This is a genomic window from Candidatus Merdisoma sp. JLR.KK011 (genome assembly GCF_036941125.1).
GTDB lineage: Bacteria > Bacillota > Clostridia > Lachnospirales > Lachnospiraceae > Laedolimicola.
Genome location: NZ_JAYWSZ010000003.1, coordinates 1,780,736 through 1,805,238, shown reverse-complemented (window position 1 = coordinate 1,805,238; position 24,503 = coordinate 1,780,736). Strand labels below are relative to the sequence as shown.

Sequence of the window (24,503 nt, the reverse complement as noted above, 5' to 3'; positions counted from 1 at the left end):
CTAATCCCCCAGTTAATCTGGGGAGCTGTTCAATAAGATTATCGGTGCTTAAGCAAAATATTCAGAGAAGATGAAAAAATATGGATTATAGTGAAAGTATAAAAGAACATTATAGAAAATTTTTTGGGGGATTTACAGAGCATGAATTCAATAAAGGACCGGTTAATGAGCTGCCTATAGGGTTTAAAATTTTAAAATTTCCACCCAATAGTAAGCGTAATATGTGGACATATGCGACTTGTGGGATGTCTGATAATTTAGATGTAAATACCATCGAAGTCCATATGTTTTCATCTGTTGAATATGACTTTTTAATAGAATTACTTACTATAATTGCACATTACCATATAAGAGGCGGCAATCTGGGCTTAGGTCATACTATTAACTTTGGATGTCCTTGGTATAAAGATTCAAATTTAGAATATGGGTTAATTTCATTACCTTATCTGGATGGGCCAATATTTGAGAATTTTCAAACTAAATCGAGAAATATACAATTTTTGTGGATTATTCCTATAACGCTTAATGAAAAGAATTATAAAAAACAAATGGGATTGGAAGCGTTAGAACAAAAATTTGACGAAATAAATTTAAACTATTTAAATCCATTTAGAAAAAGTGTCATTTAAGATCAACGATGAAAAGCCAAGAAAAACAATTTGGATTGTCTGCAAAGGGAAAAAGTTGATGTGTAGTTTAGAAGAATTGATAGGAGAAAAAGATAAATTTGCAATACAATATAAGATATTAGGGGTGGAAAGACCGTTTATTTTGGGGCATATATGTTATTGGATAAAAGGTGAACCAATTGGAGATTTTCAAAGTTCTACAATATTAAGTGATGTATATGTTTTTCTGCCACGAATTCTTTATAATAACGATAATAGACAACATGAAAAGTTATTTAAAATGAAAAAAGAAGATGTTCTTTATTTATTAGGCGGCCAAGCATATTTGGATGATGATAAATATGAAGAGCAGGCTCTTATAGAAATGTGGTCTAGATTCAATATTGAAATAGGACTGGATGTATTCAAAGGTACAATTGTAAAATTAATAGAAAATGCGAAAGATGCTCGTGCAATATTTTTTAGTAATAATGGATTTTTAAATGAGTTATATTTAAAGAAAGGAATCATAGATAGAGTTTTTGAAATTTTTGATGAAAAGCTTAATTTAATTTATAAAGAAATGAATTTTGAGTAAAAACATTATGGCAAACTTTAAGTATTATTCAGAGACGGTTAAACCTGTATTAGTTTTAGAGGAATATATACCTATACAAATTGAGTGGAAAAGAAAGAAGGAGGTGGTACAATATTTAGAATATGATGATGGACATAAATCATTATTAGAAATTGTTATTGGGGCTGAATCAAGAAAAATACATAAGATAATTATGCCATTATGTGATAATTATGTGGATAAAGAGTTAATAGAGTCTTATAATATTGAAGCATTAGATAATATCGGATTATATATAATAACAAATAGTGATAAAGAGCAGGTAAAATGTGACATAAATCTATACATATATGAAAATGAGATTAATATAGTTTTGTCTAGCGAGCCTTGTGAAGTGTACAAATATATTGAAAATGGAAGAATCCGATTTGGCATGGACAAGTTTGACTGTTTGATAAAAATAGACATAATGGATTTATCAAGTAAAGAAAAAAAGCATATAATTCAAGAGTTGGAATTGCAATAGCAAGGAATAATTTGAATGGATGGATTAATATCTGAATGAAATCACCAATCCCACAGCTATGCTGGGGAGAATAGAGTAAGCCGTAGTGAAGAGGGTGTCATAAAAAAGCTCCCTATTCTAATATGAGAAAGGTGTCGCAAGCCAATCTCAAGAATAAGAGCCGCTCCAAATGGGCAGTAAAAGTTTATCATATACAAGGTGAAAGATAAGCCATGCTATGATATTTGTAAGGTTATAAATTCAGCTTAATTTTGCTATGTTTATAAAAAAATGAAAGGAACAAAAATAAAAATGAGAGAAGTAGAAAAGAAAGATTATACGTTTAGTAACGATGAATATGATTCTATTTTTGTGGGGATTTGCAAATCACAGGAATTGCTTAATGAGTATTTTGATAAAGATTATGAATTGTTAAGCCTTGGTTATATTGGCTCTGAATTTGGAGTGGATTTTAATATCAATACTTATGATGAAGATTTTCTGGTATCGGTCGTAAATACTAAAATGTCAAACAATTTAGATGAAATATTTGCTAATGCAACAACTTTTGATATTGATTTGCTTAAAAAGGATTATCCGGATAATTTAGACAGACTTTACAATACGGCTATTGTTATAGGCGGATTAAAATATGAGGGAGAAATAAAAGAAATTCAAAATGAGGAATTTGGCTATTTCAAATTTTTGGGAACATATCCTGCTGAGGAATAAGCAGATTATTTGAGAGATAAGTTTCTTATTCTCTTTTGCCAGCTGGGACGGTATGGACTTCCATATCATAGAAATTTTCGGGAATTCGCTGATATTGGGGTGCTTGGCAAAGGTCTTTTCTGGCACGATCTTCTGGGCACTGGCCAGCATCAGATTCTGTAGAATGCGATCTACATCTTTGGTGATCTCAAAAAACTGCTTGTATTCCTCATTTTCATCAAAGTTAAAGTAGGCTGTATTTTCATAATAACGTCTGCCGAATTCTTTGAGAATCCAAGTTTTACCCACCTGACGCACACTCTTTAAAATTAACGGTTTGCGGTAAGGTGAATTCTTCCAATTCAGCAGCTTATTCAAAATCAATCGCTCCATAGATACATTCCTTCACACTTTTATTAGGATTATTGTGCATCATGATCACATTTTTGTTATATGCCAAGCCCGTGAAAAATACAACCCGTATCCCATAATTATTCTTGTATTATTCTTGTATTATTCTTGTACTCTGCCAGACTGTTGACAGAATCTACCTCATACTGGCACTTTTGCCATTACTGTTTATGTGATGCTGTTCTGCGAGGTGTTTCCGTACATTTTGTGCGGAAACATAAGGTTGTCTGCCGAGGGTGTCTAATTTTCTTGCAACTCCGTTCAAGATCCTCTATAATTAAGGTACATTGCAAAGAAAACATTTTGCAGAAACACCTTACAGGCAAGGTGAATTTGCCTGTAAGGCAAAGAGAAGGCGCCCTGGGGCGTATACCTTTATGCACAAAAAGATGTGTAATCTAAGGAAACACCCTACGGGCATACCTTTATGCACAAAAAACATGTGCAAATTAAGGAAACACCCTACGGGCATACCTTTATGCACAAAAAACATGTGCAAATTAAGGAAAGGATCACATCATATGGAAGAAATCCGTTTGAATAAATTTTTAAGCGAGGCCGGCGTATGCTCCAGGCGTGAGGCGGACAGAATGATTGAGGAAGGCCGCATTACCGTAGACGGCAGGAAGGCCGAGACGGGCATGCGCGTGCGCCCGGATCAGGAAATCAAGGTGGGAAAGAAGATCATTTCTATGGAGCGTGAGGAGGAAGTGCTTCTGGCAGTTTACAAGCCTGTGGGAGTTGTCTGCACCACCGACAGAAGGGAGAAGCGCAACATCGTGGACTATGTGGGCTATCCAGTCCGTATCTACCCGATCGGGCGTCTGGATAAGGATTCCGAGGGACTGATCCTGATGACCAACATCGGAAGCCTGGTCAATAAAATGATGCGTGCCGCCAATTACCATGAGAAGGAATACCTGGTTACCGTTCATAAGCCGGTGACAGACGCCTTTCTGGATCGTATGGCCAAAGGAGTGCGTATCCGCAAGGAGGAAAAGGGTGAGGTGCTCTTAGACGCCATGACAAGGCCCTGCCAGGTGGAAAAGCTTGGAAAATGCAGCTTCCGCATTATTTTAACCCAGGGCTTGAACCGGCAGATCCGCCGGATGTGTGAGGCGCTCGGCTATCAGGTAACCCATTTAAAACGAGTGAGGGTTCTGAATATCGAGTTAAAGGGCATGCGCCCGGGGACATGGCGGAAAGTGACGGACAAGGAATTAAAAGAGCTTTTCGAATTGCTGAGAGGATCTGCCGGATGAAAAGGCGCAGGTGCGGCATAGAAAGGAAGCAGTAGCAATGGACGAAAAAAAGGCGAGAATGAGGGAACTGGTAGAGCTTCTGAACCGGGCTGGACGGGCTTATTACCAGGAAGCCCGTGAGATTATGGACAATTATGAATATGACAAGCTCTACGACGAGCTTTTAAAGCTGGAAAAGGAAACAGGAACCATTCTGTCAGGAAGCCCCACGGTTCATGTGGGCTATGAGGTCTTAAGCGATCTTCCCAAGGAACGGCATGAGAGTCCAATGCTTTCCCTGGACAAAACTAAGGAGGTAGAGGAGCTGAAGGAGTGGGTAGGCGCACACAAAACCCTTCTTTCCTGGAAGCTGGATGGTCTGACCATTGTGCTCACCTACCGGGAGGGACGGCTTTTCAAGGCAGTTACCCGGGGAAACGGCGAGGTGGGCGAGGTCATTACCAACAATGCCAGGGTGTTTCGGAATATCCCTCTGCAGATTCCTTACCAGGGCGAGCTTATCCTTCGGGGCGAGGCCGTAATCGGCTACCAGGAATTTGCCCGGATTAATGAAGAGATTGAGGATGAACAAGACAGGTATAAAAATCCCCGGAATCTGTGCAGCGGCTCCGTCCGTCAGCTCAACAACGAGATAACCGCAAAGCGGAATGTGAACTTTTTTGCCTTTTCCCTGGTGTCGGCGGAAGAAGAGAGCTTTGAAAATTCCCACGAAAAAGAGTTTCTCTGGCTTCGGGAGCAAGGCTTTGAGGTGGTGGAATACCGGGTGGTGACGGCGGAAAATCTGGAGGAGGCTGTCCGCTGGTTTTCCGAACATATTTCGGAAAATGATTTCCCCTCCGACGGACTGGTGGCTGTTTACGACGACATTTCCTATGGCAGATCCCTTGGCCGGACATCCAAATTTCCTCGGGATTCCATGGCTTTCAAATGGGCCGACGAGATTCGGGAAACAAAGCTGAAGGAAATCGAGTGGAGCCCCTCGCGGACGGGCCTCATAAATCCGGTGGCCATCTTCGAACCGGTGGAGCTTGAGGGCACCACCGTAAGCCGGGCCAGCGTCCACAACATCAGTATTTTAAAGGCTCTGGAGCTTGGAATCGGCGATACCATCCAGGTTTATAAGGCCAATATGATCATTCCCCAGATAGCGGAAAACCAGACCCGGAGCAAAACAGTAGAGATTCCCAAGGTCTGCCCGGTCTGCGGAGGCGCTACGGAGATCCGGAAAGTCAACGATGCAGAGTCCCTCTACTGCACCAACAGCGAATGCCAGGCCAAAAAGATCAAATCCTTTACCCTGATGGTCAGCCGTGACGCCCTGAACATCGAAGGCCTTTCCGAGGCCACCCTGGAAAAGTTCATTGCCAGAGGCTTTATCCACGAACCGGCGGATATCTTCCGGCTGGAGCGCCATCGGGAAGAGATGGTGAACCTGGAGGGCTTTGGGGAAAAGTCTTATGAGAATCTTATGGCAAATGTGGAAAAGGCCAGGAATACTACCTTGGCCAGAGTGATTTACAGCCTGGGCATTCCGAACATCGGTCTGGCCGGGGCAAAGCTTATCTGCCGGGAATTTGACAACCGGACGGAAGCGATGCTGAATGCAGAACCGGAGGAGCTGGCGGCCATTGAAAGGATAGGTGATGTGATTGCCGAAAGCTTTGTGGGCTATTTTCGGGACGAAGGGAAAAAGGAGCGTTTCTTAAACCTGCTGTCAGAGCTTACCATTGCACAGGAGGAGAGGGCGGATGAGGAGCAGCAGACCTTAAAGGGAAAGGTGTTTGTTATCACCGGAAGCCTCAATCATTTTTCCAACCGCACAGAGCTTAAGGAACTGATTGAATCCAAAGGAGGGAAGGTGACTGGAAGCGTAACAGGCAAGACAGATTATCTGATCAACAATGACACAGCCTCGGGTTCCTCAAAAAACAAAAAGGCAAAGGAGCTGGGTGTGGCGATTATTTCGGAAGAGGAGTTTTTGACATTATGAAAAAGGACAGAAGGATTGTGTTTTTTGACATTGACGGGACTATCTTTGAACAGGGCAAGGGAATTCCAGACAGCACCAGGGAGGCCCTTGGACTGTTGAAAAAAAACGGACATATTCCAGTGGTGTGTACAGGGCGGTCCATGGCCAGTGTATTTCCGGAGATCCTGGATCTGGATTTTCCGGCGGTGATTGCAGGGGCCGGAACCTATGTGGAATATGAGGGGAAGGTGATCCGCAGCCAGCTTCTTGACCATAGACTTGTGGAGCGGACGGTGCCTCGCCTGGAGAGCTGCGGATGCTCGCTGGTTCTGGAAGGCCCGGAATATCTGAGCTACCGGAAGGAAGGGGATGCCACTGACTTTTATGAGGTTCTGAACCGGCTTCACAGAGAGTATCCCCATCGGATCAAGGAGATGGAGCCCAAGAAGGATGAGGCAAATAAGATTTCGGCCAGAATTTCGGATCCGGAGGCTTTTGGGGTTTTGGCCAGGGAGCTTGAGAAGGATTTTTCCATTGTCCGCTATGAGAGCTATCCCTTTGCGGAGATGATGCCGGCCGGAATCAATAAGGCAGCCGGGATTCAGATATTGATAGAGCATCTTGGAATTCCTCATGCCCATACATATGCATTTGGGGATGGCCCAAATGACTTAGAAATGTTACAATATGTACAGTACGGAACAGCCATGGGCAATTCCGAGCAGAGCGTGTTCCAGGCGGCAAAATACCGGACTAAGGGCATCTGGGAAGACGGAATCTACCTGGCGCTTAAAAGATATGGGCTTATCGGAGCAGGGGCTGCGTGCACTGTTTAAGGTTTGCGGAACTGGAAAACAGCAAAGCTTGAATAGTACACAGAAGAATTTACGGACACAATGTATTGTGACCGGAAATTCTTCTACCCATCGTGTACTATTTAAGGTTTGCGGAACTGGAAAACAGCAAAGCTTGAACAATGCACAGAAGAATTTACGGACACATGTTTTAGTGGCCGGAAATTCTTCTACCCCCGTGCATTGTTCAAGTTTTGCGGAACTGTAATAGAAAGGAGCAAAAAAGTATGGATGAAAAATTGTATGATTTGATGAACTGGCCCAGGATTGAGGCGATTGTTTATTCTGAGGAGGATCAGCCCCAGGAGATTCTCGGAGCTCACAGGGTGGGAGGCGGAATTCTGATTCAGACTTTTTTGCCCACAGCCGTAAAAGTAACGGTGGTCATCTATGGAAGCGGACGGGAATTCCCCATGGAGAAGGTAGATGAGAGCGGTTTTTTTTGCAGTTCTGCTCCCAACCGGAAGAAAGCTTCCGGAATATACGTATATGGTCGAGTATGACAACGGAACAAAGGAAGAGCTGGCCGACCCCTATTCCTTTACGCCGAAGGTATTTACAAAAGCAGATTTGGACAAGTTTGCGGCAGGAATCCACTATACCATTTATGAGAAGCTGGGTGCGCATCCCATGGCCGTTGACAACATGTACGGGGTATACTTTGCTGTCTGGGCTCCCAATGCCACGCGGGTCAGCGTGGTGGGAGACTTTAATCTTTGGGACGGGCGTCTTCATCCCATGTGCAGGATTCCGGATTCCGGCATTTTTGAACTTTTTATTCCCGGACTGCAGCCGGGGGAAAATTATAAATTTGAGATCAAGACCAAGAGCAGGCTTACCATGTTAAAGGCGGATCCCTATGCCAATGGGGCGCAGCTTCGGCCGGATACGGCTTCTGTTGTCCGGGATTTGACGGATTTCACGTGGACGGACAAAGCCTGGCTGGAACAGCGGAAAAAGACGGATTACAAAAAGTCCCCCATGCTGGTTTATGAGCTTCACTTAGGCTCCTGGAAAAAGCCGGAGGAGGAATCCGGAAGGGAATTTTACAATTACCGGGAGATTGCAGAGGAGCTGGCTCCTTATGTGAAGGAAATGGGCTATACCCATGTGGAGCTGATGCCGGTGATGGAGCATCCTTTTGACGCCTCCTGGGGCTACCAGGTGACCGGCTACTATGCGCCTACGGCCCGGTACGGAACGCCGGAGGACTTTATGTACTTTATGAATTATCTGCACAGTCAGGGCATCGGCGTGATCCTGGACTGGGTTCCGGCTCATTTTCCCAGGGACACCTTTGGACTGGCTGCCTTTGACGGGACATGCCTCTATGAACACTGGGATCCCAGGCAGGGTTCCCATCCTCACTGGGGAACCCTTATCTACAATTACGGCCGGCCCCAGGTAAAGAACTTCCTGATTGCAAACGCCCTGTTCTGGACAGAGGTTTACCATGCGGACGGCATCCGTATGGATGCAGTGGCCTCTATGCTGTACCTGGATTATGGGAAAAATGACGGAGAGTGGGTAGCGAATATCTACGGCGGCAAGGAGAATCTGGAGGCCGTAGAGTTCCTGAAGCATCTGAATTCCATTTTCAAGAAGCGCAGGGACGGAGCTCTGCTCATTGCAGAGGAATCCACCGCATGGCCCAAGGTAACAGGGGCTGTGGAGGAGGAAGGCCTGGGCTTTGATTTCAAATGGAATATGGGCTGGATGAATGACTTTATCGGATATATGCACTATGATCCGGTATTCCGTGCTTACCATCATGGGGAGCTCACATTCAGCATGATTTATGCCTACAGTGAGAGCTTTATCTTAAGCCTTTCCCACGACGAGGTAGTTCACGGCAAGGCATCCTTAGTAGGGAAAATGCCGGGAGATCGGGATTCCCAGCTCAACAACCTTCGGGCGGCTTACGGTTATATGATGGCGCATCCGGGGAAAAAGCTGCTCTTTATGGGGCAGGAGTTTGCGCCCTTTGAGGAGTGGAATGAAAACGTGGGTCTGGACTGGGAGCTTCTGCAGTATCAGGATCACAGCAATATGAGAGATTACGTAAAGGCTCTGAACACCTTTTTACGGGAGCATCCGGCTCTTTATGAACAGGATCATGAGCCGGAGGGCTTTGAGTGGATCAACAATATTTCCGCCAATGAGAATATGCTGGTGTTCTTAAGAAAGGCGAAAAAGGCCAGGGAAACGCTGCTGATTGTGTGCAACTTTTCACCTCTTGTATACGAAAAGCATAAAATCGGCGTGCCCTTTGAGGGAAGGTATAAAGAGATCTTCAACAGTGACAGCGAAGAATTCGGCGGAAGCAGCGTGCGGAATAAACGTGCGAAATTGTCGAAAAAGTCCGAATGCGACGGCCGGGAGAATTCCATTGAGATCACGGTTCCGCCCATGGGGATTGCCGTATTTACCTGTACGCCGGAGAAGGTTCCGGTGAAGAAAGGAAGGGCCGGGAAAACGGAGAAGCTCATAAAGACAGAAAAGCCTGAATTATCCGCTGGGGAGAAAAAGGTGTCCAAGACAGCCAGGGCTGAAGCGAAGAAGGAAACAAAAGCTGCAGAAAAAAAGCCAGCAGCAAAGAATAAATAAAAGCGTTGAAGAATAAAGTAGAGGAAAAGTTATGTTGGAGAACACAGATACGCCACAGGAAATAGAAGCAATTACAGAGGAAATAGACCGATTTCAACGATATATTGACGAGTATCTGCCAGGAGTCGTAGCTTTCGGCCTGCGTGTGCTGATGGCCCTTCTTGTATTCTTTATAGGCTCCCGGCTCATTAAGCTTTTACGCCGCATTGTGCGCCGCTCCATGGAGCGGGCCGGGGCGGACGTGGGTCTGGTACAATTTATAGACTCCCTGCTAAAGGCACTGCTGTACTTTGTACTGGTGATGCTCATAGCCTCCGGTTTCGGAGTGGACACCACTTCCGTAGTGGCCTTGGCAGGATCCGCAGGTCTGGCAGCAGGCCTGGCTCTCCAGGGCAGCCTGGCCAACTTCGCGGGCGGCGTTCTGCTTCTTATGGTGAAGCCCTTTAAGGTGGGTGACTATATTATTCAGGGCGATCTGGAGGGAACGGTTTCGGAGATTCAGATGATCTACACCTGTCTGCTGACCCCGGACAACCGGAAGGTGGTGATTCCAAACGGTAAGCTGGCTGACAACAGCCTTATCAATGCCACAGCCCAGGAAAAGCGGCGTCTCGACATTGATGTGGGAATCTCCTACACGGCAGATTTGAGAAAGGCTAAAGAAACAAGCATGGAGCTTTTGGAGAGGGAAGAGCGCGTGCTGAAAGAAGAGGAGCGTTTGACGGTAGTCTCCGAACTGGCGGACAGCGCTGTGATTCTGAAGCTGCGCTTCTGGGTGAAGCCGGAGGATTACTGGAACGTAAAGTGGGATATGACAGAGGCAGTGAAGCTTGCTTTTGACGCAGAAGGGATTGAGATTCCCTTTCAGCAGATGGATGTGCATATCCGGGAAGAAGCATAGAACGAATTTTGCTGTGGCAGCTCAATGCTAAGAGGGAGCATATTTTGCAATAGGACACAGTGTGAAGCATCTATTGTTTTAAACATAATAAACAGAAAGGATGAAAATTTATGAGTCAGACAGGAAAAGAGTATGTAATGGAAAAGGCAAGGGAGCTGATGGATGCCCATACCTGCTGCGCGGAAGCAAGAGAGGCGGCACAGGCGTGGTTAGATGCCATCGGGACGGACAAGGAAGCAGAGATGGCAGAGAATCTGATTGCGGAGCTAGAGGAAGATTTGATGCCGGTAGAGCAGCTGATCGCCTTTGCCGAATCCGAGGCGGGCGCAGGTGTTTTCGGGGACAAGGCAGGAGAGGTGGCTGCTCATGGCAGGACAATCAGAGAGGCCGGCGGAAAATACTGCGATTGCCCGGCTTGTGCGGCAGTGGAGGCGATTTTAGAGAAAAAGGGAGAGCTTCTGTAAGCCGCATAACAGACGGGACAGGCTGTTTCTATACCATCCAGTACTTTTTTAAATATTCCTCCGCTGTTTCAGGTGAAAGACAGAGACGGCGGATCAGCCTGGAGGAGGTTTCTTCTCTGGAACGGGAATCCTCCAGGCACATTTCAATGAGGGCTTTTGCACCCTGTTCTATACCTTGCTCTATGCCTTGCTTTATACCTAACTCCATTCCTTTTTTCTGGCCTTCCTCTCGGCCTCGTTTCAGATTGTAGTCCATTAGATAATTGTGATCCCGAATAGCTTTTTCCCTAGCCTCATATTCCAGGCGTTTTTCTTCGTCCGCACTGATATCTATTAGACGTTCATAGGCTTTTTCCACTTGTGGACTTGCCTCTGCTGCCATTTCGAATTCCTCCTTTTGTTCCGCATTGAAAAAACGGGCCCAATTCAAAAGCTCGGTACTGGGATAATTTCGCTCTTTAAGCTTGGGAAGCTCCAGGATATGGATTTCAAGCTTATCCGTATACAGCTGGCGTCTGTGATCCTCCCAGAGATGAAAACAGGAGTAAAATTCTTCCTCTTCCTCAAAGAGCACAAAATCCAGAATCCCCACATGGATGCATTTCTTAAGCACTTCATAGCTTTCGCCTTTGTGAATCTCTCCTGTAAACATCTTGGCCAGATAGAAGATAGAACGTTCCGGCCACAAGGGAAAAGGCGCAAGCTGAATTTCCAGATCCATCTGGCTTTCTTTTCTTGAGGCGGTGTTATCTGCCTCTTTTATCTGTTCGTAAACGGAAACACGGATATCCAGGATTCCAAGCTTATCCTCTGGATGATTTTTTCTTAAATGTGTGGGCAGAAGCTTTGTCCACGCAATTTCTTCCAGCCTGATGCCTAACAATGCGGAGATAAATCCCTTCCGAACCTCTGCATCCTCCATTAGTTCCTTGAAGCAGAAGTCTACCTTTGGTTTCATTAAAAATGTTTGTTCACAATTCAATACTGTGTTCTCCTTTCCTTGCTCTGCTTGTGTTTTCCGAGCATAAAGGTGTATGCCCAGGACACTTTTTGAAAGAAAGATATGAACAGCAGTAAATCTGCTTTTATTATAAGAGATTTCCCTCGCAGATACAATATCTTTCTTTCCCTGTTACCTTTGGTTTTATCTCATGGATTTTTTTGACGAAAACGTCGGAATATTTCTTAGAATCCCTGGATAGGAACAGTATATAACAAATTTTTCCAATTGACAAGCGGTTTTTTTACATTGATGAAAATGAAAAGGGATAAAAATTTTTCGGCAGGGAAAGGCCAGCTGTATTTGGAATCTTTTTCTTGCAAATCCCACCTCCATTCACTATAATAAAGCAGGCAGCGTATGATAGCGTTTGGCGCAGCTGGGCTGGCTATTTATTGAAGGCCCCTTAGGGAACAAGGCGAATACCTACTTGTTTCCTGAGGGTATTGTACTGTATGGGTATTACGGAACTTTGGAACTTTGAACAGGAGGCAGGAACAAAATGAAGGCTCCCCTTGTGATTCTCACCGGCCCTACGGCCGCAGGCAAGACAAAGCTTTCCGTCGCGCTGGCAAAGGCCATAGGCGGGGAAATCATATCGGCGGACTCCATGCAGGTCTACCGCCATATGGACATCGGCTCTGCAAAAATCCGGCCGGAGGAGATGGAAGGGATTCCCCACCACCTCATCGACATCTTAGAGCCGGAGGAAGAATTCAACGTAGTGCGCTTCCAGACCTTGGCCAAGGAGGCGGCGGCGCAGATCTATGAAAGAAACCGGATCCCTATTGTGGCGGGAGGAACCGGCTTCTATATCCAGGCCCTTCTCTACGATATTGATTTTACGGAAAATGAAGAGCATCCCAAGATACGCTCTGAGCTGGAAGAACTTGCAAAGGAAAAGGGAGCAGAATTTCTTCACCAGATGCTTAGAGAAGCAGATCCGAAAGGGGCAAAACAGATTCATGCCAACAATGTAAAGCGTGTGATCCGCGCCCTGGAGTACTACCGGCTGACGGGAGAGCGGATGTCTGAGCACAACGAGGCGCAGCAGAAGAAAGAAAGTCCTTATAACGGGGCGTATTTTGTGCTGAATGATGAGAGAGAGCATCTTTACCAGAGGATTGACGCCAGGGTGGATACAATGCTGGAAGAGGGACTTCTGGAGGAAGTAAAAGCCCTTAAGGCCATGGGCTTAAGCAGGGGGATGGTCTCTATGCAGGGGCTTGGCTATAAGGAGCTGCTTTCCTATCTGGAAGGGGAGCTTAGCTTTTCGGAAGCCGTAAGAATTCTGAAGCGGGATACGCGCCATTTTGCCAAGCGGCAGCTAACCTGGTTTCGCCGGGAACGGGATGTCATCTGGCTCAATCAGCCTGATTTTCAGTACGATCAGGAAAGGATCCTGGAAAGAATCCTGGAAGTGTTAAAGCAAAAAGGAATATATGGATAGTACCCTGCAGGTACAATGCACACTTTCGGGCCGGCCTTCGTTAAGGCATGCCTTAGGGGTATCCCATTTATGAATGTCTCTTTGAGGCTGGCGGACTTTGTCCGGTAAGGAATGTAATGCTATATTGGAAGAAATGGAGATTATGTATGAGAGAAACAGACGCCCTCTACCAGGAAATGGGAATCAGCCAGCAGGTTCTGGCCTTTGGCGCCCAGGTAGAAGCAGAATTGAAGGAGCGTTTTGACGCCATAGAAGAAAACGTGGAATACAACCAGATGAAGGTTCTTCACGCTATGCAGAAGAACCGCGTGGAAGCGGCCTGCTTTGCAGCCACCAGCGGCTATGGCTACAACGATCTGGGACGGGACAAGCTGGAGGCAGTCTATGCAGATGTGTTCCACACAGAAGCAGCGCTGGTGCGTCCCCAGATCGCCTGCGGCACCCATGCCCTGGCCGTGGCCCTTTCCGGGAATCTAAGACCGGGAGACGAACTGCTCTCCCCGGTTGGAAAGCCTTATGATACCCTGGAGGAAGTGATCGGAATCCGGCCCTCTATCGGTTCTCTTGCCGAGTACGGGGTATCTTACCGCCAGGTGGATCTGCTGGAGGACGGCAGTTTCGACTATCCGGCCATTGAAAAGGCATTGAATGAGCGCACGCGCCTGGTGACGATTCAGCGTTCCAAGGGCTATCAGACACGGCCCACCCTCTCTGTAAAACGAATCGGGGAGCTGATTGCATTTATCAAGGAAAGAAAGCCACATGTGATCTGCATGGTGGATAACTGCTACGGAGAATTTGTAGAGCCCATAGAGCCCACAGACGTGGGAGCGGATCTGTGCGTAGGCTCCCTTATCAAGAATCCCGGCGGCGGTCTTGCGCCCATCGGCGGCTATATTGCAGGAAAAGAGGCTTACGTGGAGAGGGCGGCTTACCGCCTGACTTCCCCTGGGCTTGGCAGGGAGGTTGGAGCCTCCCTGGGAGTTATGACCAGCTTTTACCAGGGCTTATTCCTGGCCCCCACAGTCGTGGGCGGGGCCTTGAAGGGAGCCGTCTTTGCAGCCAATCTTTATGAAAATCTGGGCTTTCCTGTTGTGCCAAATGGCAGTGAAAGCCGGCACGATATCATCCAGGCCGTGACCTTTGGAAATCCGGAGGGCGTGATTGCATTCTGCAAGGGGATTCAGGCAGCTGCGCCTGTGGACAGCTACGTGACCCCGGAGCCCTGGGCTATGCCCGGCTATGACAGCGACGTGATTATGGCGGCGGGCGCCTTTGTGCAGGGCTCCTCCATTGAGCTCTCGGCGGACGGCCCCATTAAACCGCCCTATGCCGTGTATTTCCAGGGAGGACTGACCTGGCAGCATGCGAAGTTCGGAATTCTCATGTCCATGCAGAAGCTGTATGAGGCAGGACTGGTGAAGCTATAGTTTGAGCAAGGGGATGAGGACATATGAGACAGGTACTTATTATAGGAGGCGGAGCCTCGGGCCTGATGGCCGCTGTCAGCGCAGCCCGGGCCGGAGCAAAGGTGACGGTGCTGGAGCAGAATAAGCAGGCCGGAAAGAAGCTTCTGGCCACAGGCAACGGGCGCTGCAATCTGACCAACCGGGATCAGACACTGTCCTGTTACCGCGGCAGCTCCCCGGAATTTATACAGACAGCGCTGGATGCCTTCGGGCTCTCCCAGACATTGGAATTCTTTTACAGCCTTGGAATTGTGATAAGAGACCGGGACGGGTATCTTTATCCCTACAGTGATCAGGCTTCCTCCGTTGTGGAGGTTCTGCGCATGGAGGCAGAACGTCAGAGGGTCAAGCTTGCGCTGAATACAAGGGTACAAAAGATTCGCCTGGAAAAGGAAGGTTTTCTGGCGGAAACTCCCGGATGGAGCTATGTGGGAGATGCCTTGATCCTGGCGGCCGGTTCCTGCGCAGCTCCCGAGACCGGCTCGGACGGAAGCGGTTATTCCTTTGCCAGAGCCCTGGGACATAAGGTAATAGAACCTTTGCCGGCCCTTGTTCAGCTCCGGACCAAAGATCCGGCCTTTCCAAAGCTTAAGGGGATCCGCATGGAGGCAGACGTGGCTCTTTATTCAGAAGGGACACTGCTGGCCAGGGATCAGGGTGAGGTTCAGTTTACGGAATACGGCTTGTCGGGAATTCCTGTATTCCAGGTAAGCCGTTATGGCGTGAGGGCGCTGCGCCAGGGAAAGAAGGTTCAGGTTCTTCTGAATCTGCTGCCCTTTTTAAAAGAGGGAGAGGCGGACGCTTTCTGGCAGGAGCGGATTCTGGCAGGAGCGTGCAAAAGCGCTGGACAGCTTCTGGTGGGGCTGTTTCCCAGGAAAATGGCAGACTGCCTCCTAAAGAGGGCCAAAATCTCCGCCGATCAGACAGCCGGGACATTCACAGACCGGGAGCGGAAGGCTCTGGTATCGGCCTGTACCGCTTTTGAGGTGGAGATATCAGCCGGCAACGGCTTCGACCGGGCGCAGGTCTGCAGCGGAGGCGTGGATACAAGGGAAGTGAACCCGAAAACCATGGAATCCCGGAAGGTGCAAAACCTTTACTTTGCCGGCGAGCTTCTGGATGTGGACGGAGCCTGCGGCGGCTACAACCTGCAATGGGCCTGGACCAGCGGCCGCCTGGCCGGGATACATGCCGCTGGAAATTGATTTCATACGAGTGCATTGAAAAAGATATTACGGAACTGGAATCAGTAATATCTTTTGCAATACACAAATCGATTTCCGGGCACATGTTTTTTGTGACTGGAAATTGATTTCATACGAGTGCATTGAAAAAGATATTACGGTACTGGAATAGGAAAGAAATTTATGATACGCATTCAACAAGTAAAACTGGCCATAGGCCATACAAGAGAAGAATTGGAGCAAAAACTCTGCCAGGAGCTGAAGCTTTCCAGGGAGGGTCTTTTACACTATGAGATCCGCAAGCAATCCATCGACGCCAGGAAAAAGCCCATCCAGTATGTTTACACCGTAGACGTACAGGTAAGGGAAGAAGCCCGTGCCCTGAGACGGGCCCGGAATCCCAAAGCATCCCAGGCAGAGATTCACCCCTATCAGCTTCCTAAGCCGGGATGCAAGCCCCTGAACCATCCCCCTGTAGTGGTGGGAAGCGGCCCGGCAGGTCTTTTCTGCGGCCTGATGCTGGCAAAGGCGGGCTATTGCCCTATTATTCTGGAGAGGGGGAAACCGGCCCGGGAGCGGAAAAAAACGGTGGAGCATTTCTGGAGTACGGGAGAGCTTGACCCAGGTTCCAATGTTCAGTTCGGGGAGGGCGGCGCCGGAACCTTTTCCGACGGAAAGCTCAATACACTGGTAAAGGATACGGGCGGCCGGAACCGCCTGGTGCTTGAGACTTTTGTGAAGGCCGGGGCTCCCAAAGAGATTCTCTGGCAGAATAAACCCCACCTGGGGACAGACTTACTGATAGACATTGTAGAGAACATACGCCGTCAAATAGAAGCCCTGGGAGGACAGATCCGGTTTGAGAGCCGGATGACAGACTTGAGCTTAAGGGAAGGCCGCGTGGAACGCATAGAGGCGGCGTGCAGTCAGGGAACAAAGGAAGAAACCTATGAGCTGGAAACGGACGTTCTCATACTTGCGCCGGGCCACAGTGCCCGGGATACCTTTCGGATGCTTTGGGAAAAAGGAATTCCCATGGAGCAGAAATCCTTTGCTGTGGGCGTCCGCATGGAGCATCCCCAGGAAATGATTAATTTCAGCCAATATGGGACAGACTATCCAAAGGAGCTTCCGGCCGCTTCCTATAAACTGGCGCGAAAGGTTTCCGGCAGCCGCGGGGTCTACTCCTTTTGCATGTGTCCCGGGGGCTATGTGGTCAATGCATCTTCGGAGGAAGGCGCTTTGGCCGTGAACGGCATGAGCTATCAGGCCAGAGACGGACGCAATGCCAACAGCGCCATGGTAGTGACCGTGGGAGAAAAGGATTTTGGCAGCAGCCATGTGCTGGCAGGCATGGAATTTCAGAGGAAGCTTGAGAAAGCGGCCTTCCTGGCAGGAGAGGGACGGGTTCCCCTGCAGCTTCTGAAGGATTTCTGCCAGGGCACAGTAAGCAAAGCCCTGGGCGATGTGGAGCCTTCCATCAAGGGCGCCTGGGCCTTTGGCAATGTAAGGGGAATTTTCCCTAAGGAGCTCTCCCGGGCTTTGGAGGAAGGAATCCTGGGCTGTGAGCAGATTCTTCCGGGCTTTACCAGAGGAGACGCACTCTTAAGCGGAGTGGAAAGCCGCACCTCATCACCCATCCGGATTCCCAGGGATTCCCGGATGGAGAGCGCCATAGGGGGACTGTATCCCTGCGGTGAGGGAGCCGGTTATGCGGGAGGAATCACCTCTGCGGCCATGGACGGCATTAAGACTGCCGAGGCAGTGATCGGGCGGTACGCTCCTGGAAAAGGAAGGTAAAGGCTTGCAATTGCTGAAAAATACTGTAAAAATATGACGAAAATGAGCAGAAAAACTTAAGATTTCTTCTCTATACAAGTGATTTTGTTTATGCTATTATATAAGTTGACCTAATACTGAGGAATGGTATTAATTTACAGATATTGAAGATTATGTAAACAAAAACCGGGGATTCCCTGGTGAAAATGCAGAAGATGGAGGGGTTATGAAGTCAAAAAATGGCTGGGTGCTGCTGATCATGCTGCTGTCAGGGATTGTTCTGGGAGGATTTATCGGGATGCTGACGGCCAATGTATCGGGCTTAAGCTGGCTGAATTATGGACAGAGCTTCGGGCTGGAAAGCCCGGTTGTCCTGAATCTTGGGCTGCTGGTATTGACCTTCGGCCTTACCATTCAGATTTCCATTGCCAGCATTATCGGCGTTGTGCTTGCAATCATTGTTTATCGGAAGCTGTAAGAACTGCTCTGAATATTTGGAGATCTGAACAATTTTTAAGCGCCGTATCCGAAGCCGGACTGCCTGGAGAGCGGAAAGGAAGACGGATGAAGGCAACCATGAAGGAATTATACGAGGGAGAACGGCCTTATGAGAAGTGCTTAACCTGCGGATCAAAAGCCCTTTCGGATAAGGAGCTTCTGGCAGTGCTGCTGCGGACAGGCACGGCGGGAGAGAACGCCCTTGAGCTGGCCGGCCGGATCTTGAACCTCCCGGGCTACCAGGGGCTTGCCGGCTTTGGCAGGATTCCTATGGAGCGCCTCTTAAAGCTTAAGGGCGTTGGAAAGGTAAAAGCGGTACAGCTGAAATGCGCCGCGGAGCTGGCCTTGCGTATGGCCAAGGCTGCAGCGGGAGAGCGGCTCTGCCTGAAAAGTCCGGCAACCATTGCCGACTACTTTATGGAGGAGCTTCGCTATGAGGAACAGGAGCAGTTGATCGTTCTGTTTCTGGATACAAGAAACAGGCTTTTAAAGGAAAAGCTGATGTTTAAGGGAACGGTGAACGCATCCCTGGCATCGCCCCGGGAGATTTTTCTGGAAGCCCTGGAGGTGCATGCAGTACATGTGGTTCTGGTACACAATCATCCCAGCGGGGATCCGGCTCCCAGTCAGGAGGATATCCAGATCACACAACGGATTTGCTATGCAGGAGAGCTTCTCGGCATCCGGCTTTTGGATCATGTGATTATCGGGGACGGCTGTTACTGCAGCCTTAAGGAATTGGAGATCCTGCCGGAAGGAAAAGAAGAACAGAAGGTCTGTATGGCAGACGGATGAACAGAAGAAGGAGAGGAAAACGAAATGCCTGCACAGAGTTTTGGATGTGACTTTGGAACAAGCAGTATTAAAATCTACAGTAGGGAGAGCGATACCATTTACTGTGAAAAGAATATGGTAGCCATCGAGGAAAAGAAAGGAATGATCGCCTATGGGGACGAAGCCTTCGATATGCATGAGAAGGCTCCGGCCAATATCGAGGTGCTCTATCCCATGTCCTTTGGCACGGTGGCCAGCATTACCTATATGCAGGATTTCCTGCGGGCTTTTCTGGAATCCCATACCAAGGGGAATTTGAAGGGAGCGGAGTTTTTGGTGGCTCTGCCTACCGACGTACAGGATCGCGTGTTTACGACCTTGATTCAGGGAACCGGCTTAAAGTCCAAGAATGTCCAGATGATTGACAAGCCCGTTGCGGCTGGTCTGGGTCTGGGCCTGGATGTAACCCAGGCCCAGGGCGTGATGGTGGTGGACGTAGGCGCAGACACCACAGAGATTTCGATTCTCTCCCTGGGTGGAACCGTAACCAGCAAGCTGATCAAGGTAGGCGGCAATAAGATAGACGAAGCGATTTCCAGCGCTATCCGCCGGGAATACGGCTATTTTATCGGCAATAAGACGGCGGAGATTCTGAAAAACGAGCTGGGCTATATGCCGGGCAATACGGAAGCAAAGCGGGAGATCTGCGGCCGCAATATGGCTCTGGGCCTTCCGGCCCTTCTGGAGATCACGGCTGATTTTGTGGCAAAGGCCATCTCCGAGCAGTTAAAGTCGATTGTGGATGCCATTAAGATGATTCTGGAGCGCACGCCGCCGGAGCTTGGCGTGGACATTATCCGCAACGGCATCTACCTTACAGGAGGCGTAGCGAACTTAAAGGGGCTGGATGAGCAGATTGCCAAGGCGACGAATATCCGGGTCAATATGGTAGACAGGCCGGAGGAATGCGTGGCAAGAGGCCTGGAGCGCGTCATCAAGGAGAAGGAGTTCCGCAGCCTGACCTTTGACACTAAGGAACAGGTTTTCAATTAATTCGGGTGCACTATGAAAAAACGAAATCATTTTTCCATACCGACAAAGTATATATTTGCGGTACTTGCGGCCGTCTGTGTAATATTGATGTTCCTATCCTACAGCACAGGGCTTGGAGGCACGGAGCTTGGCAGGATAGCCGGTTATATCTTCGTGCCCTTTGAGCAGGGGCTTAACGGGGTAGGCGGCTGGATGAGAGAAAAGAAGGACACCCTGGAAGATCTGGCGGCAGTCCAGGCACACAACCAGGAGCTGCAGGCTCTGGTGGATGAGCTTACCATGGAGAACAGCCTTCTTACCCAGAATCAGTATCGCCTGGCACAGCTGGAGGAGCTGTATGAGCTGGATCAGACCTACGGCAATTTTAACAAGGTGGCGTCCAATATCATTGCCACGGACGGCGGAAACTGGTTCAATACCTTTGTCATTGACAAGGGAAAAGAGGACGGAGTGGACGAGGGCATGAATGTGATTGCCGGCAGCGGCCTGGTGGGGATTGTCACCAAGGCCGGCGACAACTGGGCGCAGGTCCGTTCCATCATCGACGACTTAAGCAATATAAGCGCCAAGACGCTTTCTACTTCGGATCTCTGTTTTGTGAAGGGGGATCTGCAGCTGATGAACGAGGGCTTTATCCGTCTGGAGGAGCTTAAAGATCCAGATGATCAGATTGCCATAGGGGAGAAGATTGTGACCTCCCATGTCAGCGACCGTTATCACGAGGGGATACTCATCGGATATGTGAATGAGATTGAAATGGATTCCAACAATCTTACCAAGTCGGGTACCATAACGCCGGCAGTGGATTTTGAGCATCTTCACACGGTACTTGTGATTACGGATTTGAAGCAGGCGGTAGAGTAAAGACATTTTCTTATAAAAACAGCACTTTTTGACAGTGCACAACTGGCTGCTGGTCACGAAGTGAACAGTAACCACAACTGGAATAGGAATCTTTTTATGAAACAAAAGCTGGTAACTGCACTTTTGATCATGGTATGCTTTGTCTTACAGTGTACCGTGTTTAAGGCCCTGGCCCTGGCGTCTATTTCGCCCAACCTTCTTTTGATTGTGACATCTTCCCTGGGGTTTATGAGGGGAGAACGGGAGGGGCTTGTGATCGGGTTTTTCTGCGGCCTGCTGCTGGATATTTTCTTTGGAAGCCTCTTGGGCTTTTATGCGCTTTTGTATATGTTTCTTGGGTATGGGAGCGGTCTGTTTCATATGGTTTTTTACGATGAGGATATTAAGCTGCCTATGGTCTGGATTGGCTTAAGCGAGCTGGTCTATGGCTTAAGCATTTATTTCTTTATGTTTCTGATGCGCAGCAAGTTTGAGTTTGGTTATTATTTTATCCATATTATCGTGCCGGAGCTGATTTACACCGTGGCCCTGACGATCCTTTTGTATCAGCCGATTCAGAAGTTTAACGGGCTTCTTGATCGGCTGGGCGGAGAAACTGTCCGGGATTACTATACTTCATCGGGAACGGCGGGGCAGACAGACAATAAGATAGAGGAGCCATAGGATTGTTTAGAGATATCAAAGAAGCTTTGTGGAACATAATAAAATCAAGAATTTTCCTGCTGGCGTCTGTGTTCATAGTGATGTTTGCGATCCTGCTGCAGAGAGTGTTTTATCTGCAGATTGTAAAGGGAGATGAGTACCAGAAGACCTTTTCCCTGATGACGGAGAGAGAGCTTTCCTTAACCAGCACCCGTGGGGACATTTATGACCGGAACGGGAATGTGCTGGCCTACAGCGAGATCTCCTATTCCGTAACCATCCAGGACAACGGAACCTACCCCAACAACAAGACGAAGAATGCCCAGCTGAACCAGACCATTTACCGGCTGATTAAGCTGATTGAAAAGAACAAGGATCAGGTAGTCAGCGATCTGGGAATTGTCTATGAAAACGGGAAATACAGCTTTTCCCTGGAAGGAAACGCCCTTCTGCGTCTGAAAGCCGACGTTTACGGGAAAACTAAGATTAGTGACCTTACGGCGGAACAGGAGCTTTCGGATGCAGAGGCAGTGATGGAATATCTCTGTGAGAAGCGCTATGGCATTATGGAGTCTTACACAGAAAAGGAACAGAAGGATTACGGCCTTAGCGTATCCGGCTATACGCCGGAAGAGCGGCTTAAGATAGCTACCATCCGTTATTCCATGGCCTCCAACAGCTATAAGCGCTATGTGGCAACAACGGTGGCCGTCAATGTGTCGGAGGAGACGGTTGCGGCTGTGCTTGAGAACCAGGACGGCCTCCAGGGTGCGGATATTGCCCAGAGCAGCCGCCGTATTTATCCGGACAGCGAGTATTTTTCTTCCATCATCGGCTATATCGGAAAGGCTTCCCAGGAGGAGCTTGATGCCCTTCTGGCGGAAAACCCCGACTATGAGCTCAATGATATTGTGGGAAAGGCCGGAATTGAGCAGTATATGGAGCTTGCGCTCCAGGGCTCCAAAGGCTATGAGAAGATGTATGTAGACAGCGTAGGACGGGTTCTTGAGGTCATAGAGAGCAAGGAGCCGGTTCCCGGCAGCAATGTATATCTGACGATTGACAAGGATCTGCAGATTGCCGTTTACAATTTGATTGAGCAGAAGCTTGCCGGCATTCTCATCAGCAAGATTGACAATATGAAGGAGTATGTGCCGGGGCCCAACGCCAGTGCGGAAAAGATCCGTATTCCGGTCTATGATGTATATTATGCTCTCATTGAGAATCATATTCTTGATATTACAAGATTTTCCGGCGAGGATGCGTCGGAGCTGGAGCGGAGCATTTATGAGCGTTTCCTTGGAAAACGGGAAAGCGCCATAGCCGCCATATTATCCGAGCTGAATATGGAAAATCCAACGGCTTATCAGAATCTGTCCAAGGAAATGATGAATTACATGAGCTATCTCGTATCCGATGTTCTGATGGGGGAAAACCAGGTGCTGATGGGAAATGCCGTGAATACCTCCGACCCCACCTATATTGCCTGGACCACAGACGAGGTAATCAGCCTGCAGGAATATCTGAAGTACGCCATTTCCATGAACTGGATTGACGTGACCAAGATTTCGGGAGACAATCCCTATCTGGATTCCCAGGAGATTTATCAGTCCGTTCTGGAATATATGAAGGAGTACCTGATGGAGGACGATACCTTCTCAAGGATGCTCTACAAATATATGATTCTGGATGATCTTGTGACAGGAAAAGAAATTTCTCTTTTATTATATGAGCAAGGTGTGTTAGAATATGATGAGGAAACAATTTCCAAATTGAATACAAACCAGCTGACGGCTTACAATTTTATGATTGAAAAGATCCGGAATCTGGAGATTACGCCGGCCCAGCTGGCCTTGGAACCCTGCAGTGCGGGCGTGGTGATCGTAGATGTGAACACAGGGCAGACCCTGGCCTGTGTGACTTATCCCAGCTATGACAACAATCGTCTGACCAATGTGATGGATTCCGCATACTTCGGCAGCCTTCAGCAGGATCTGTCGTCGCCCTTTGTAAACCGTGCCACCCAGGAGAATCTGGCTCCCGGATCCACCTTCAAACCAGTGGTTGCCGTGGCCGGCCTGGAGGAAGGGGCAATCTCGGTGGGAGAGAATATTTACGGACGAGGCATTTTCACGGATGTGACAGATCGTCCGCCTACCTGTTGGATCTACAACCAGTACGGGGGCCATCACGGGGATGAGAATGTAAGCACGGCTATCCGTGATTCCTGTAATTACTATTTTTACGAGGTAGGCTACCGGCTGGCGGGAGGAAGAACCACCAACACCTACTCCACGGATCAGGGTCTTTCCAAGCTGGAAAAGTATGCCAGAATGTTTGGCCTGGGCGATAAGTCGGGCCTGGAGATTCCGGAGTATGACCCGCAGATTTCCGATATTGACCCGGTGCGTTCCGCCATCGGGCAGGGCACCAACAGCTTTTCCGTATCCCACATTGCCAGGTATATTGCCACGGTGGCCAACCGGGGAAACTGCTACAATCTGACTCTTCTGGATCGTCTGGAGACCACGGACGGGACTCTGGTGGAGAAGTATGAGCCCGAGCTTTATAACCGGGTGGAGATTGCAAAGAGCAGCTGGGATGCGGTTCAGGCCGGCATGCGGATGGTGGCGGAGAAGACAACCTCTTTAAACAGCCTGGGAATTACCATGGCAGGCAAGACCGGTACGGCCCAGCAAAGCAAGAGCCATCCAAACCATGCGCTGTTTGTAGGATATGCGCCTTTTGAACAGCCGGAGATCGCCATGGCAGTCCGGATTGCCAATGGATATACTTCCGGAAATGCAGCGGATCTGGGGGCGGATATTTTGAAGTATTATTTCCATCTAGCGGATGAAGAGGAACTCATAAGCGGAACCGCCAGCGAGGGTACCGGACAGAATATTGCAGATTAGGAGAGA

Annotated in this window: 21 protein-coding genes and 1 pseudogene; 20 read left to right on the top strand and 2 right to left on the bottom strand. The window is 48.4% G+C overall.

Going from position 1 to position 24,503, the window contains the following annotated elements; all coding sequences use genetic code 11:
• Positions 1–80 precede the first annotated feature (80 nt).
• The 4 genes from VV089_RS09785 (at position 81) to VV089_RS09770 (ending at position 2,422) form a co-directional block, all read left to right on the top strand.
• On the top strand, positions 81–629 hold the full coding sequence (locus VV089_RS09785) for a suppressor of fused domain protein (RefSeq protein ID WP_334335740.1): 549 nt from the start codon (positions 81–83) through the stop codon (positions 627–629).
• Between the two features lie 58 nt (positions 630–687).
• Positions 688–1,206 carry an Imm42 family immunity protein gene (locus VV089_RS09780; RefSeq protein WP_334335739.1) on the top strand — a complete coding sequence of 173 codons (519 nt, stop codon included), beginning with the start codon at positions 688–690 and terminating at the stop codon, positions 1,204–1,206.
• Positions 1,207–1,213: 7 nt separating this feature from the next.
• A complete protein-coding gene (locus VV089_RS09775; protein WP_304528280.1) occupies positions 1,214–1,711 on the top strand; it encodes a hypothetical protein in 498 nt (165 codons plus the stop codon).
• Between the two features lie 291 nt (positions 1,712–2,002).
• Positions 2,003–2,422, top strand: a complete 420-nt coding sequence (locus VV089_RS09770; RefSeq protein ID WP_334335738.1) for an immunity 22 family protein — start codon at positions 2,003–2,005, stop codon at positions 2,420–2,422.
• Here VV089_RS09770 and VV089_RS09765 read toward each other — a convergent pair.
• Complete coding sequence (locus VV089_RS09765; protein WP_334335737.1) at positions 2,336–2,794, bottom strand: AAA family ATPase; 459 nt, start codon at positions 2,792–2,794, stop codon at positions 2,336–2,338. The two genes, VV089_RS09770 and VV089_RS09765, sit on opposite strands and share 87 nt — an antisense overlap.
• A 509-nt stretch (positions 2,795–3,303) precedes the next feature.
• On the opposite strand from VV089_RS09765, the gene VV089_RS09760 reads away from it, so the two are divergent.
• The 6 genes and pseudogenes from VV089_RS09760 to VV089_RS09735 all read left to right on the top strand — a co-directional run bounded on the left by VV089_RS09760 (position 3,304) and on the right by VV089_RS09735 (position 10,869).
• Entirely contained in the window at positions 3,304–4,074 is a 771-nt protein-coding gene (locus tag VV089_RS09760; RefSeq protein ID WP_442891509.1) for a pseudouridine synthase, read from the top strand.
• A gap of 37 nt (positions 4,075–4,111) precedes the next feature.
• Positions 4,112–6,064 (top strand): NAD-dependent DNA ligase LigA, encoded by a 1,953-nt coding sequence (gene ligA / locus VV089_RS09755; RefSeq protein WP_334335735.1) that lies wholly within the window; start codon positions 4,112–4,114, stop codon positions 6,062–6,064.
• Positions 6,061–6,879, top strand: coding sequence for a Cof-type HAD-IIB family hydrolase (locus VV089_RS09750; protein WP_334335734.1), 819 nt, complete (start codon positions 6,061–6,063; stop codon positions 6,877–6,879). The genes ligA and VV089_RS09750 overlap by 4 nt, the downstream gene beginning before the upstream one ends.
• 245 nt (positions 6,880–7,124) lie before the next feature.
• Positions 7,125–9,504, top strand: a pseudogene (gene glgB / locus VV089_RS09745) (1,4-alpha-glucan branching protein GlgB).
• Between the two features lie 31 nt (positions 9,505–9,535).
• Complete coding sequence (locus VV089_RS09740; protein WP_172542975.1) at positions 9,536–10,405, top strand: mechanosensitive ion channel family protein; 870 nt, start codon at positions 9,536–9,538, stop codon at positions 10,403–10,405.
• A gap of 110 nt (positions 10,406–10,515) precedes the next feature.
• A complete protein-coding gene (locus VV089_RS09735) occupies positions 10,516–10,869 on the top strand; it encodes a molecular chaperone Hsp90 (protein ID WP_172542974.1) in 354 nt (117 codons plus the stop codon).
• A 28-nt stretch (positions 10,870–10,897) separates the two neighbouring features.
• On the opposite strand, the gene VV089_RS09730 is transcribed toward VV089_RS09735, so the two are convergent.
• On the bottom strand, positions 10,898–11,851 hold the full coding sequence (locus tag VV089_RS09730; protein WP_334335733.1) for an Rpn family recombination-promoting nuclease/putative transposase: 954 nt from the start codon (positions 11,849–11,851) through the stop codon (positions 10,898–10,900).
• Positions 11,852–12,371: 520 nt separating this feature from the next.
• Here VV089_RS09730 and miaA point away from each other — a divergent pair.
• The 10 genes from miaA (at position 12,372) to VV089_RS09680 (ending at position 24,497) form a co-directional block, all read left to right on the top strand.
• A complete protein-coding gene (miaA, locus tag VV089_RS09725; protein ID WP_334335732.1) occupies positions 12,372–13,319 on the top strand; it encodes a tRNA (adenosine(37)-N6)-dimethylallyltransferase MiaA in 948 nt (315 codons plus the stop codon).
• 146 nt (positions 13,320–13,465) lie between these two features.
• Positions 13,466–14,749, top strand: coding sequence for a methionine gamma-lyase family protein (locus tag VV089_RS09720; protein ID WP_334335731.1), 1,284 nt, complete (start codon positions 13,466–13,468; stop codon positions 14,747–14,749).
• Positions 14,750–14,772: 23 nt separating this feature from the next.
• Positions 14,773–15,993 (top strand): NAD(P)/FAD-dependent oxidoreductase, encoded by a 1,221-nt coding sequence (locus tag VV089_RS09715; RefSeq protein ID WP_334335730.1) that lies wholly within the window; start codon positions 14,773–14,775, stop codon positions 15,991–15,993.
• A 162-nt stretch (positions 15,994–16,155) separates the two neighbouring features.
• Complete coding sequence (locus tag VV089_RS09710; protein WP_334335729.1) at positions 16,156–17,772, top strand: NAD(P)/FAD-dependent oxidoreductase; 1,617 nt, start codon at positions 16,156–16,158, stop codon at positions 17,770–17,772.
• A 205-nt stretch (positions 17,773–17,977) separates the two neighbouring features.
• Entirely contained in the window at positions 17,978–18,229 is a 252-nt protein-coding gene (locus VV089_RS09705; RefSeq protein ID WP_334335728.1) for a DUF4321 domain-containing protein, read from the top strand.
• Positions 18,230–18,315: 86 nt separating this feature from the next.
• The gene (gene radC, locus VV089_RS09700) at positions 18,316–19,044 is read left to right on the top strand and encodes a RadC family protein (protein ID WP_172541893.1); all 729 of its coding nucleotides are present in this window, start codon (positions 18,316–18,318) and stop codon (positions 19,042–19,044) included.
• A gap of 24 nt (positions 19,045–19,068) precedes the next feature.
• The gene (locus tag VV089_RS09695; RefSeq protein WP_334335727.1) at positions 19,069–20,076 is read left to right on the top strand and encodes a rod shape-determining protein; all 1,008 of its coding nucleotides are present in this window, start codon (positions 19,069–19,071) and stop codon (positions 20,074–20,076) included.
• A 12-nt stretch (positions 20,077–20,088) separates the two neighbouring features.
• Positions 20,089–20,940: a rod shape-determining protein MreC gene (gene mreC, locus VV089_RS09690; protein ID WP_172543141.1), complete on the top strand. Its 852-nt coding sequence runs from the start codon at positions 20,089–20,091 to the stop codon at positions 20,938–20,940.
• Positions 20,941–21,036: 96 nt separating this feature from the next.
• The gene (mreD, locus tag VV089_RS09685) at positions 21,037–21,603 is read left to right on the top strand and encodes a rod shape-determining protein MreD (RefSeq protein WP_172543142.1); all 567 of its coding nucleotides are present in this window, start codon (positions 21,037–21,039) and stop codon (positions 21,601–21,603) included.
• Positions 21,604–21,605: 2 nt separating this feature from the next.
• The gene (locus VV089_RS09680; RefSeq protein WP_334335726.1) at positions 21,606–24,497 is read left to right on the top strand and encodes a penicillin-binding transpeptidase domain-containing protein; all 2,892 of its coding nucleotides are present in this window, start codon (positions 21,606–21,608) and stop codon (positions 24,495–24,497) included.
• Positions 24,498–24,503 lie beyond the last annotated feature (6 nt).